This is a genomic window from Streptosporangium sandarakinum (assembly GCF_050942225.1).
GTDB classification, from domain to species: domain Bacteria; phylum Actinomycetota; class Actinomycetes; order Streptosporangiales; family Streptosporangiaceae; genus Streptosporangium; species Streptosporangium nondiastaticum.
The window spans coordinates 6788011-6800193 of the sequence record NZ_CP192034.1 but is presented as its reverse complement, the minus strand read 5'-3'; the positions used below and the strand labels follow the sequence as shown (position 1 = coordinate 6800193).

Annotated in this window: 8 protein-coding genes and 1 pseudogene; 8 read left to right on the top strand and 1 reads right to left on the bottom strand. The window is 73.5% G+C overall.

The window, feature by feature from the left end:
• Positions 1-9 precede the first annotated feature (9 nt).
• The 8 genes and pseudogenes from ACQP10_RS31210 to ftsY all read left to right on the top strand — a co-directional run bounded on the left by ACQP10_RS31210 (position 10) and on the right by ftsY (position 8830).
• Positions 10-564: a YceD family protein gene (locus tag ACQP10_RS31210; RefSeq protein WP_346019262.1), complete on the top strand. Its 555-nt coding sequence runs from the start codon at positions 10-12 to the stop codon at positions 562-564.
• A 1-nt stretch (position 565) separates the two neighbouring features.
• Positions 566-745 (top strand): 50S ribosomal protein L32, encoded by a 180-nt coding sequence (gene rpmF, locus ACQP10_RS31205; RefSeq protein WP_179824792.1) that lies wholly within the window; start codon positions 566-568, stop codon positions 743-745.
• A 229-nt stretch (positions 746-974) separates the two neighbouring features.
• Positions 975-1694, top strand: a complete 720-nt coding sequence (rnc, locus tag ACQP10_RS31200; RefSeq protein ID WP_346019732.1) for a ribonuclease III — start codon at positions 975-977, stop codon at positions 1692-1694.
• A gap of 138 nt (positions 1695-1832) precedes the next feature.
• Positions 1833-2699 carry a bifunctional DNA-formamidopyrimidine glycosylase/DNA-(apurinic or apyrimidinic site) lyase gene (gene mutM / locus ACQP10_RS31195; RefSeq protein ID WP_179824790.1) on the top strand — a complete coding sequence of 289 codons (867 nt, stop codon included), beginning with the start codon at positions 1833-1835 and terminating at the stop codon, positions 2697-2699.
• Positions 2696-2971 (top strand): acylphosphatase, encoded by a 276-nt coding sequence (locus ACQP10_RS31190; protein ID WP_346019263.1) that lies wholly within the window; start codon positions 2696-2698, stop codon positions 2969-2971. The genes mutM and ACQP10_RS31190 overlap by 4 nt, the downstream gene beginning before the upstream one ends.
• A 188-nt stretch (positions 2972-3159) precedes the next feature.
• Entirely contained in the window at positions 3160-3351 is a 192-nt protein-coding gene (locus ACQP10_RS31185) for a hypothetical protein (RefSeq protein WP_189247703.1), read from the top strand.
• Positions 3352-3787: 436 nt separating this feature from the next.
• A pseudogene (gene smc, locus ACQP10_RS31180) lies at positions 3788-7501 on the top strand (chromosome segregation protein SMC).
• A gap of 210 nt (positions 7502-7711) precedes the next feature.
• Complete coding sequence (ftsY, locus tag ACQP10_RS31175) at positions 7712-8830, top strand: signal recognition particle-docking protein FtsY (protein WP_386148623.1); 1119 nt, start codon at positions 7712-7714, stop codon at positions 8828-8830.
• A gap of 103 nt (positions 8831-8933) precedes the next feature.
• On the opposite strand, the gene ACQP10_RS31170 is transcribed toward ftsY, so the two are convergent.
• Positions 8934-12161, bottom strand: coding sequence for a penicillin acylase family protein (locus ACQP10_RS31170; protein ID WP_433540216.1), 3228 nt, complete (start codon positions 12159-12161; stop codon positions 8934-8936).
• Positions 12162-12183: the final 22 nt, after the last annotated feature.

Here is a 12183-nt window from a genome sequence, read left to right as displayed (position 1 = left end):
GAGAGCGACATGACTCTGCAGACCCTCGACCCCCGAGCCCCGTGGGTGATCTCCACCCATGATCTGGGGCGGAGGCCGGGGAGTATGCGGCAGATGTCCCTCACCCTTCCGGCACCGGCGAACCTCGGCGTCGAGATGATCGGCGTCCCTGTGGGCGCCGACGTCGAGCTGGACATCCGGCTTGAGGCGGTCATGGAGGGCGTGCTCGTCACGGGCACGGCGCAGGCCCCGCTGCGGGGGGAGTGCGCACGGTGCCTGGAAGAGATCACTTCGGAGACCGAAGTGAGCTTCCAGGAGCTGTTCTTCTACTCGGCGGAGGATGCCGCCGAGGACGACTCGCTTCTCGACGGTGAACTGCTCGATCTCGAACCCGTCTTCCGTGACGCGGTGGTGCTGACACTGCCGCTGAGCCCGGTCTGCAGCGAAGACTGCGAGGGGCTCTGCTCGGAGTGCGGGGTCAGGCTGGCGGACGCCGAGCCCGGTCACAAGCATGAGGTGATCGACGCCCGCTGGGCCAAGCTGCAAGGTCTGGTTCCGGAAGATAACAACGATCAGGAGAGCTGACGTGGCTGTCCCCAAGCGCAAGATGTCGCGGAGCAACACTCGCTCCCGCAGGTCGCAGTGGAAGGCCGCCGCGGTCTCGCTCGTGAGCTGCCCCCAGTGCCGCTCGCCGAAGCGTCCGCACGTGGCGTGCCCGTCCTGCGGCACCTACAACCGCCGTCAGGTGATCGAGCCCTCCGCCTGATCGCGTTCTGACTGACGGATGCCGGCCGGGTCCCTTTCGGGCCTGGCCGGCGTCTTACGTTCCATCCGACGCGATGGCGGCTCGCCCGCGGCTGTGGTGGACGCCGGGGTCACGGCGACGTGCACCCTCCCGGCGCCCACCACGTCTTCGGGCACTCCCGTCCTCTCTCGCCATCGCGCGTTCACCGTCGAAGAGCGAGGAGAAGACGTTGGGTGCAAGCGTCAAGCCGATGGCCGTCGAACTGGCCCGTGACGAGCTGGAGCGGGTCCTCGGGGTGCGGCTGGAGGCCGCGCTCCTGGAGCGGGCGCTGACCCACCGCTCCTACGCCTACGAGAACGGCGGGCTGCCGACCAACGAGCGCCTGGAGTTCCTGGGCGACTCGGTGCTGGGCCTGGTGGTCACCGACACCCTCTACCGCAACCACCCCGACCTGCCCGAGGGGCAGCTGGCCAAGCTGCGGGCCGCGGTGGTCAACATGCGCGCCCTCGCCGACGTGGCCCGCACGCTGGAGCTCGGCAGGTTCCTGCGCCTGGGCCGGGGCGAGGAGGGCACCGGGGGGCGTGACAAGTCCTCCATCCTCGCCGACACGCTGGAGGCGCTGATCGGCGCGGTGTACGTCGACAAGGGCCTCGGCGAGGCGTTCCGCGTCGTCCACCTGCTGTTCGACCCGCTCATCACGCGCTCGGCGTCGCTGGGCGCCGGGCTCGACTGGAAGACCTCCCTGCAGGAGCTCACCGCCTCCGAGTCGCTCGGCGTGCCGGACTACCACGTCGAGGAGAGCGGCCCCGACCACGCCAAGTCCTTCACCGCCGTGGTCCGCCTCGGCGGGGAGGAGTACGGCTCGGGCTCCGGGCGTTCCAAGAAGGAGGCCGAGCAGCAGGCCGCCGAGGCCGCCTGGAACCGCATCCGCAGCGACCGCGACAAGCGCGAGGTCGACACCGCGTCCTGAGCGTCCCGGACGTACCGGACGTCCCGGACGGGCGCCGCGTCCCCGGATGCGCCTGCCGGGCGCCGCGGGTACCGTGGGCGCCCTGAACGGCCCGGGTACGGCGTCCGCGGACGCCGTCCTGAGAGAGGGGGGACCGGCATGCCCGAGTTGCCGGAGGTGGAGGTCGTACGACGCGGCCTGGAACGCTGGGTGTCCGGCCGGGTCGTCGCCCACGCCGAGGTGCTGCACCCCCGGGCGATCCGCCGCCACGTCCCCGGCGCCGAGGAGTTCGCCTCCCGGCTGGCGGGCCGCACGGTCGGGACGGCCCAGCGGCGGGGCAAGTATCTCTGGCTGCCGCTGGACGGCTCCGACGCGGTCCTGGCCCACCTCGGGATGAGCGGCCAGCTGCTGGTGGTCGAGCCGGACTCGCCCCTGGAGAAGCACCTGCGGATCCGGATCGCCTTCGCCGACGGCGGCCCCGAGCTGCGTTTCGTCGACCAGCGGACCTTCGGGCACGTGCTGGTCACCCCGCTGGCCCGCGCCGCGGGCCGGGACGTCCCCGAGCCGATCGTCCACATCGCGGCCGACCCGTTCGAGGAGCACTTCGACGAGGACGGCTTCGCCCACCGGCTGCGCGCCCGGCGGACCGAGGTCAAGCGGGCGCTGCTCGACCAGTCGCTGATCAGCGGGGTCGGCAACATCTACGCCGACGAGGCGCTGTGGCGGGCCCGGCTGCACGGGTCGCGGCCCACGGCGACGCTGACCCGGCCGAAGATCGCCGAGCTGCTGGACGCGGCCCGCGGGGTGATGTCCGAGGCCCTGGCCGAGGGTGGCACGTCCTTCGACAGCCTGTACGTGAACGTCAACGGCGAGAGCGGCTATTTCGAGCGGGCGCTGAACGTGTACGGCAGGCGCGACGAGCCGTGCGGGCGGTGCGGCGCGCCGATCGTCCGGGAGTCGTTCATGAACCGCTCCTCCTACAGCTGCCCCCGCTGCCAGCCGCGCCCGCGCGGGGTCGCGGCGTGAGCGCCGTCCGGCTGACCGCCTGGGTCAGGGGATACGTCCAGGGCGTGGGTTTCCGCTGGTGGACGCGGTCTCGGGCGCTGGAGCTCGGCCTGGCCGGCTGGGCCAGGAACACCGCCGACGGCCGGGTGGAGGTCGTCGCCGAGGGCCCCCGGGAGTCCTGCGAGGAACTGCTCGCCCTGCTGCGCGGCGGGCGCACGCCGGGGCGGGTTGACGGGGTGGTAGAACGTTGGAGCGAGGCAAAAGGATCATCTACCGGCTTCGCGGAACGTTAAACCATTTCCCTGATTCGCCAAATTAGGGTATAATCTAATGTCGAGAGTGCCCACGGGTGCATCCACATGGAGCGTTCAGCTTGACCGTCTCCCACACCGGTGCGACTCTTGATAAGAACCACGCGCACCCCTCCCGCGGCAAGAAGTGCGCGAACCAGTCTGGTCACTCAGCGTGGAGGACCCTTAACATGGCGAAGGCTCTACTCGGCCACGTCGGCGGTCCTGACCCTCGGATGGTCTCGGAAATGCGCCGTCTCCAGCAGCGCATCCGTGATCTCGAGGCAGAGCTCACCCGGCTCCAGGCCCAGAACGCCGAACTCGCGGGCAACCGTGACGAGGAGTTCACCCGCCTGCAGGATCGTGAGCCGGCTCTCACCTAGAGGCCGGGGCGAACACACATTGTCCAGGGACGCCTCTTGAGGCGTCCCTTGTCATGTCGCGGGCCGCGCGGAACGAAGCGGCCCGCCATGACATCCCCTGTTACGGGCCGCGTCCGACGCGGCCCGTCGCGGCGTTCCCCGCCGCGGATCACGCCCGGCACGGCCCGCCACGGCGTCTCCTTTCCGAGCCGCCTCCGGCGTGCGCCCGTCGTGGCGTTCCCCGTCTCCGGCCGGACGTGTCCCTTCCCTGAGGAACGGCCCGATCTCCCGCGGGCGGGCACCGCCGAAGAACGGTAGTCTGCCCAGGCGGGAGCGGTGACGTCCCGGGTGGAGAAGCCGGGCCGCCCGCGCGACCGGGGCACCGGCGCCCGTGCCGTGACCCGCGCCGACGCGCGGCGCCGGGGCCGACCATCACGCGGGAGGACGGGGGATCTCGTTGTACCTCAAGACCCTCACCCTGCGCGGTTTCAAGTCGTTCGCCTCGGCCACCACCCTGCGCTTCGAGCCGGGCATCACCGCCGTCGTCGGCCCCAACGGCTCCGGCAAGTCCAACGTGGTCGACGCCCTGGCCTGGGTCATGGGCGAGCACAGCGCCAAGTCCCTGCGCGGCGGCAAGATGGAGGACGTCATCTTCGCCGGCACCTCCTCCCGGGCCCCGCTGGGCCGGGCCGAGGTCACGCTCACCATCGACAACACCGACGGCGCGCTGCCCATCGACTACACCGAGGTCACGATCAGCCGCCTGATGTTCCGGGCCGGCCAGAGCGAGTACGCCATCAACGGCGACACCTGCCGCCTGCTCGACATCCAGGAGCTGCTGTCCGACTCCGGCATCGGCCGTGAGATGCACGTCATCGTCGGGCAGGGCCAGCTCGACCAGGTGCTGCACGCCGGCCCGGAGGACCGCCGGGCGTTCATCGAGGAGGCCGCGGGTGTCCTGAAGCACCGCAAGCGCAAGGAGAAGGCGCTGCGGAAGCTGGACGCGATGCAGGCCAACCTCACCCGGGTCCAGGACCTCACCACCGAGCTTCGCCGCCAGCTCAAGCCGCTGGGCCGGCAGGCCGAGATCGCCCGCCGGGCCGCCGTCATCCAGGCGGACCTGCGCGACGCCCGGCTGCGGCTGCTCGCCGACGACGTGCTCACCCTGCGCGCCACGCTGGAGCGGGAGGTCGCCGACGAGGCGGCCGTGCTGGCCCGCCGTACGGCGGTGGAGGCCGAGCTCGCCGAGGGCCAGCAGGCCGAGGCCGAACTGGAGGCCGCCGAGACCGAGGCCCAGCCGAGGCTGGCCGCCGCCCAGGAGACCTACTTCCGGCTCGCCTCGCTGCGCGACCGGCTGCGCGGCCTGGCCGGGCTGGCCGCCGAGCGCCACCGGCACGCGAGCGACACCGCGGTGGAGCGGCACGGCCGCGACCCGGAGGACTACGAGCGCGAGGCCGAGGAGGTCCGCGAGCAGGAGCGGGTGCTGGAGGAACTGCTCGCCGAGGCGCAGGAGACGCTCGCCGCGGCCGTGGCCCGGCGCGCCGAGACCGAGTCGGCGCTGGCGGTCGAGGAGCGCCGGCTGGCCGCCGAGGCCAGGGCCGCCGCCGACCGGCGCGAGGGACTGGCGGCCCTGCGGGGCCGGGTCGGCGCCGCGCGCAGCCGCGCCGAGGCCGCCGAGGCGGAGATCGGGCGGCTGGAGCGCTCCCTGGAGGAGGCGCTGCGGCGCGCCGAGACCGCCCAGGCCGAGCACGACAGCCAGGAGGGCGCCGACCCCGCCTCCGCCGACCCGGTCCTCGCCGCCCTCGCCGAGGAGCTGGAGATGGCGCTCGCGGCCGTCGAGGAGTCCCGGGACGCCGTCGAGCGGGCCAGGGAGCTGGTGGACGACGCCAAGGCCGCCGTCGCCGGCCCGACCTCCGCCCTGGGCGCGGCCCGATCCGCCCTCGCCGCGGCGCGCAAGGCCGAGGCGGAGGCGCAGCGGCAGGTCGCCGCGCTGGAGGCCCGCCGCGAGGCGCTGGAGCTGAGCCTGGCCAGGGGGTGGACGGCGGAGCTGCCCTGCTCGCCGCCGACCTCGCCGGGGTGCTCGGCCCGGTCGCCGCGATGCTCGCCGTACGGCAGGGCGCGGAGGCGGCCGTCGCCGCGGTGCTGGGCGCCGCCGCCGAGGCCGTCGCGGTGGAGTCGCTGCAGAGCGCGGCCGACGCGATCGACTTCCTGCGCGGCCGGGACGGCGGCCGGGCGGACCTGGTCATCGCCGCGGACGGCGACGGCTCCGGAGACGGTCCCGGGGCGGCTCCCCCGCGGCCCGGTGCCGGTCGCCGGGACCGAGTGGGCGCTCGACCTGGTCGAGGTCCCCGCCGGCCTGCGCGCCGCCGCCGAGCACCTGCTGGGCGGCGTGCTGGTGGTCGACGACCTCGAGACCGCGCGCAAGGCGGTCGAGCAGTGGCCCGGGCTGCGCGCGGTGACCCGCGCCGGCGACCTGCTGGGCGCGCACGTCGCCCGGGGCGGCTCGGCCGACGGCGGCTCCGCGTTGCAGATGCGGACCGCGCTGGACGAGGCCGCCGCCGACCTGGAGCGGGCCCGGCACCAGGCCGAGCGGGCCGCCGTCGCGCTGGAGGAGGCGGCCGAGGCCGAGGGCGAGGCGCAGCTCGCCGTCGAGGCCGCCCAGGCGCGGGTGGCCGAGACGCAGTCGGGCGTGCAGACCGCCCAGGCGGGGGTCAACGCGGCGCAGGCCGTACTGGACGAGCTGAGGTCCCGCCAGCGCGACGCCGACCAGCGGGCCGCCGCCGCGGCCCGCCGCCTGGCCCAGCTCGACGCCGCGGCCGCCGCCGCCCGCGGCGAGTGCGAGCGGCTGGCCCGGGGCGTGGCGACGGCCCGCGAGGCCCGCGACCGCGACGCGGCGGGCCTCGCCGAGCTGGAGGAGCGGCTCGCCGCCGCCGAGAGCGCCGAGGAGCTCACCGAGGAGCCCACCACCGAGCTGCGCGACGAGCTGGCCGGGATCTGCGCCGAGGCCCGCCAGGAGGAGATGGAGGCCCGCCTGGCCGTACGGACGGCCGAGGAGCGGGTCAAGGGCATCGCGGGCCGGGCCGAGGAGCTGGAGCGGGCGGCCGAGCAGGAGCGCGAGGAGCGGGCCAGGGCGGCCGAGCTGCGGGAGCGGCGGCGCCGGCAGGCCCGCACGGCCCAGGCGGTCGTCCGGGGCGCCGAGCGGGCGCTCGCCACGCTGGAGGTGTCTCTGACGGCCGCCGCCGCCGAGCGCGACGAGGCCGAGCAGGCGCGCGGGCGGATCGACGCCTCGCTGAAGTCGGTGCGCGTCCGGGTCCGCGAGCTGACGGCGGAGCTGGACAAGCTGGTCAACCGCGCCCACGGCAGCGAGGTGGCCCGGACCGAGCGGCGGCTGCGGCTGGAGCAGCTCCAGGCGCGGGCGACGGAGGAGTTCGGCGTCGAGACCGACGTCCTGATCGCCGAGTACGGCCCCGACCAGCCGGTCCCGGCGGCCGACGGCGACCCCGTGCCCTACGTCCGCGAGGAGCAGGAGAAGCGGGCGAAGACGGCCGAACGGCAGATGACCCAGCTCGGCAAGGTCAACCCGCTGGCGCTGGAGGAGTTCGCCGCGCTCGAGGAGCGGCACGCGTTCCTGACCTCGCAGCTGGAGGACCTGAAGAAGACCCGCCGCGACCTGCTGCTCGTGGTCAAGGAGGTGGACGAGCGGGTCGAGCAGGTCTTCGCCGCAGCCTACGAGGACGTGGCGCGGGAGTTCGAGCAGATCTTCACCCGGGTCTTCCCCGGCGGCGAGGGCAGGCTGCTGCTGACCGACCCCTCCGACATGCTGACCACCGGCGTCGAGGTCGAGGCCCGGCCGCCCGGCAAGAAGGTCAAGCGGCTGTCGCTGCTGTCGGGCGGCGAGCGGTCGCTGACCGCGGTGGCCTTCCTCGTCGCGATCTTCAAGGCCAGGCCCTCGCCGTTCTACGTGATGGACGAGGTCGAGGCGGCGCTGGACGACACCAACACCCAGCGCCTGCTGACCCTGTTCGAGGAGCTGCGGCAGACCTCCCAGCTCATCGTGATCACCCACCAGAAGCGCACGATGGAGATCGCCGACGCGCTGTACGGCGTGTCGATGCGCGGCGACGGCGTCTCCCACGTCATCAGCCAGCGGCTGCGCGAGCAGGAGGACTGACCCGGCCCGCCCGGCCGCGGACGCCTCCGGCCCGGTCGTACGGGCGCCGGTTCGCGGGACGCGGGATTGAACCGCGGATGAGGGGGCATGGAAGCGGCTCGGACCCCTCGGGGTCGGAGCATCACCCGCCGTCTGGAAAACTGTGGTCTTGTGGAACCCATCGGCATAATCGCGATCGCTGTCGCCATCCTGGTGCTGGCGGCCGGCAGCATGTTCCTGCTGCTCCGGCCGCGCGGCAAGGCGGCGCCTCCGCCGGTCGAGCCGCCCGAGGTGCGGATCCCGGAGGAGACACAGGCACCGCCCAGGGGGGCGGTGGAGGACCAAGAGGCGACGACCACCATCCCGCCTCCGCGGACCACGCCGGCCGAGCCGATGGTCGTCCCGCCCCCGGCGGTGGAGATCCCGCCGCCGTCCGCGGGCCGGATGGTACGGCTGCGCGCCCGGCTGGCCCGCTCACAGAACACCCTCGGCAAGGGCCTGCTCGACCTGCTCTCGCGTGACCGTCTCGACGACGACACGTGGGACGAGATCGAGGAGACCCTGATCACCGCCGACGTCGGGATCGCCCCGACCCAGGCGATGGTGCAGGACCTGCGGACGCAGGTGAAGGTCCTGGGCAGCCGCACGCCCGACGAGGTGCGCGCCCTGCTCCGCAAGGAGCTGCTCACCCAGATCGGCACCGACCTCGACCGCACCCTGCACGTCCAGCCGCACGGCGAGCGGCCGGCCGTGGTGCTCGTGGTCGGCGTCAACGGCACCGGCAAGACCACCACCACCGGCAAGCTGGCCCGCTCCCTCGTCGGAGACGGCCGCTCGGTCGTGCTCGGCGCGGCCGACACCTTCCGCGCCGCCGCCGCCGACCAGCTCCAGACCTGGGGAGACCGGGTCGGGGCCGAGGTCGTGCGCGGCCCGGAGGGCGGCGACCCCGCCTCGGTCGCCTTCGACGCCGTGGCCAAGGGCACGGCCGACAAGGCCGACGTGGTGATCGTGGACACCGCCGGCCGGCTGCACACCAAGACCGGCCTGATGGACGAGCTGGGCAAGGTCAAGCGGGTCATCGAGAAGAAGGCCACGGTCGACGAGGTCCTGCTCGTCCTCGACGCCACCACCGGCCAGAACGGCATGCGCCAGGCCCAGGTGTTCGCCGAGGTCGTGGACGTCACCGGCATCGCCCTGACCAAGCTGGACGGCACCGCCAAGGGCGGGATCATCATCTCCGTCCAGCGGGAGCTGGGCGTCCCGGTCAAGCTCGTCGGACTGGGCGAGGGCCCGGACGACCTGGCGCCTTTCGACCCCGAGGTCTTCGTCGACGCGCTCCTCGGAGACTGACAGCGCCCGTCGAACCACCCGAGTCACGCGGACGCCCCCGGGAACCATCCCGGGGGCGTCCGCCTTCATGTTCTCGCGGTCTTCGGCGCGTTCCCCGCCGGGGTCAGCGGGAGTAGACCTCCATCTCGTAGAGCGAGTAGCCGTAGGAGGTGGCGCGCTTCTCGCCCTTCATCCGGACGTATCTCGCACTCACCGGGGCGAACGTCACGTTGTCCACGCCGCCGTTCCCGGCGGTGGTGGAGAAGACGGTCGTCCAGGACGACCCGTCGGCGGACGTCTGGATCGAGTACGCCGAGCCGTGGGCCGACTCCCAGCGCAGCAGCACCCGGGCCACGGTCTTCGCCGAGCCCAGGTCCACCTGGAGGTACTCGTCGTCGCTGCGGGCGCTCGACCAGCGGGTCGCCGGGTCGCCGTCCACCGCCTTGCTCGCCGGGTAGAGCAGGAACAGCTCGGAGCTGGACGCCTTGGCCGTACGGCCGGCCGCGAGGTTGCCGATCGGGTCGCCCCGGTGCGAGGGGAACGACACGACCTGCTGGTAGGTCGGCCGGTTCTGCCAGGAGATCAGCGGCTGCTTGATCCCGCCGAGCGGGGAGTGCCGGACGCTGTCGGCGCACCACTGGTCGCCCGCGGAGCAGACGTCGTCGGCGGGGTAGGTCGTCGCCGCGGGTTCGGCGAGGGCCGCCGCCAGGCTGTCCAGCAGCACCGTCCGGCAACCCGCCACCGTGCCGTCGCCGCAGTACTTCGCGGGCAGCGGCCCGGTGACCGGCTCGCCGAGCACCGCCCGGAGGTCCTTGCTGACGTAGCCCCACCAGCCGTACTGGAACGACGAGCCCTTGTGCGCCTGGGCCTCGTTGGCCGAGCCGGGCTGACCGGAGGAGTCGCCCCGCTGGTGGCCGGAGGGGGACTCGTTGATCTGCAGGGCGCCGGTCAGGGACCGGTACAGGTCCTCGCCCATCTCCGGCCGGAACTCGGCCTGGACGAGCCTGGGCCACCAGGCGTCGAACGCGCGGATCGCCGCGGCGTGCGCGTACGTCCGGCTGCCCGCCGCGGTCTCGACCCGTTTCGCCCCCGAGTCGGCCCACGCCTTCAGCCCGGCGACCGCCGAGGCGAGGGCCGGGTCGGCGGGGGCGGCGCCGATCACCCGGAGCAGGTGGGGCAGGACCTCCTTGCCGCGCAGGTCGGTGACGGCGGCCTCGGCCATGATCTTCGCGGTGCCGGCCCGGTCGAGCTTGCCGGGGCCGGCCAGGGCCGCCTTGACGGGGGCGTCCAGCAGGTCGACCCGGTGGACCGGGCCGAAGCTGAAGTTGCCGTCGGCGGCGCCGTAGTCCTTGGCCTGCTTGTTGTTCCAGCTGACGAAGTAGTCCTGGTCGACGGCCTGCGGGTGGGTCGAGGGGGCGGTGTAGGTCGCGGTGCGGGCGTCGGGGTCGAAGCCGGCCCACTCGTGGGCGGCGTCGGCCGTCATCGGCAGGTTCGGGTCGGAGACCGCGGACCTGACCGGGGTGTCGCCCGACATGAAGTACGCCGAGCGGGTCGAGTTGACGTAGAACCAGTTGAACGCGAACCCGATGTCGGAGGCGGCGTCGGTGAAGCCCGCCGGGTCGCCCATCTGCGCCGGGTCGTTGAACCGCTGGAACCCGACCGCCGAGTCGGCCTCGTGCCCGTAGGTCGAGCGCAGTGAGGCGAAGGCGGTGGGCTGCCCGCCGACGGTGCCGCGCCAGGTCACCAGCCCGTACTTGGTCCGCTTGATCACCAGGTCGTAGGAGCCGGCCGCGGTGGTGTCGGCGGTGTTGGGCTTCCAGGAGTTGGTCTTGCGCAGCGTCTCCATCGCCGTGCAGACGCCGCGGTAGAGGTAGTGGTCCGACGCCGTGGTCGGGGTCCCGCCGCCGGGCTCGCAGAGCTGCAGGGCGTAGGTATCGGTGATGTCCTGGCCGCTGGAGGTGGCGCTCCAGGCGTAGTCGGTGCCCCGGCCGAGCAGCACGTACAGGTTGAGCCCGGCGAACGCCGCGCCGCGCGCCCGGATGCCGGGCCCGGACAGCTCCTCCAGCATGAGCAGTTGCGGGGCGAAGTAGCCGGTCTGCGGGCCGAACACCGCGACCGGGTGGCCGGTGGCGGACTCCGCGGCCGACACCACGACGGCGTTGGACATGCCGGGCCTGGCGTTGTCCACGGTCAGTCCGCCGAGCACGCCCTTGGCGGCCTCGCCGGAGCGGGCGGTGAGGGCCGGGCCGGTGGCCGACCCCCGCTCGTTCTCGGTGATGTCCACCGGCGCGGTCGTGGCGGCGTCGGGCAGGACGACGCCCGTGGCGCCGGGCGCGTTCCCCGAGGGGAAGCTCTGGCCGGCGTGCAGGGTGAGGGTGGTCTCCGGGTCGTTGCGCGACCGGAACGCCTCCCAGGCGCGGTCGCCGGCGGTGACGCCGTACCGGGCGCGGGCCGCGACCCGCACCAGCGCGGACTGCATCTCCGCGCCGCCGCCCCCGCCGAACAGGCCGCCGACCACGCCGGAGATCGCGATCAGGTCGGTCATGGTGAAGTCCTGGGGACCGCCCGCGTTGGTGATCGCGTCGAGGTGGCCGGTGAGGACGTACTCGCCGGGGCAGTTCCGGTTGGCCATGCAGTAGTCGATGTAGGCGTTGATGCCGTCGATGTAGGCCCGCACGTCGGCGTAGAGCTGCGCGCCCCGGGGGCCGGAGTCGCGCAGGCGGGTGAGCTGCGCCTGCAGGTCCGCCTCGGTGTAGGGGGAGTTGATCCAGACGCTCTGCTCCAGCGCGCGGTTGCCGGGCGCGCCGCCGGCGAAGGGCGTCAGCTCGCCCCGGCCGACGTGCCGGATCAGGTCCATGACCCACAGCCGGTCCTGCGCGCCGGCGTATCCGGCGCCGAACATCGTGCCCTCGCGGGTCGTGCCGGTGATGTGCGGGACCCCGGTGGCCCGGTCACGGACGATCTTCACGTCGGACCGCGGGCTGACGGTGCTCTCCACCCGCCCGTCCGGTACGCCGAAGGAGGCGTCGTTGAAGAACGCCGAGATCTGCTCGTTGGTCAGTCCGGTGTAGCCGGAGACGAGGTTCGCGTACGGGCCGAGCTGGTCGGTGCTGTGCCGGGGCATCGTGCCCGCCGCCTGGTTGGCGAGGATCTCGACCAGCGTGGCGTTGCCGTTCTCGCCGGGTGGCAGGATGTCCGCGCACTGGCCGAGGCAGTGGTCGTCGGGGACGAAGGTGTCCGCCGACGCCGGGGCGGGGGAGGTGAGGGGGAGGGTGAGCGCGACGATCGCGAACGCCGAGGCGGCGGCGATCATCCGCCGGAGACGTGAGTGCACGGGGGACCCCCAGAACATGAGGAGCACTCGGATGTTGGGA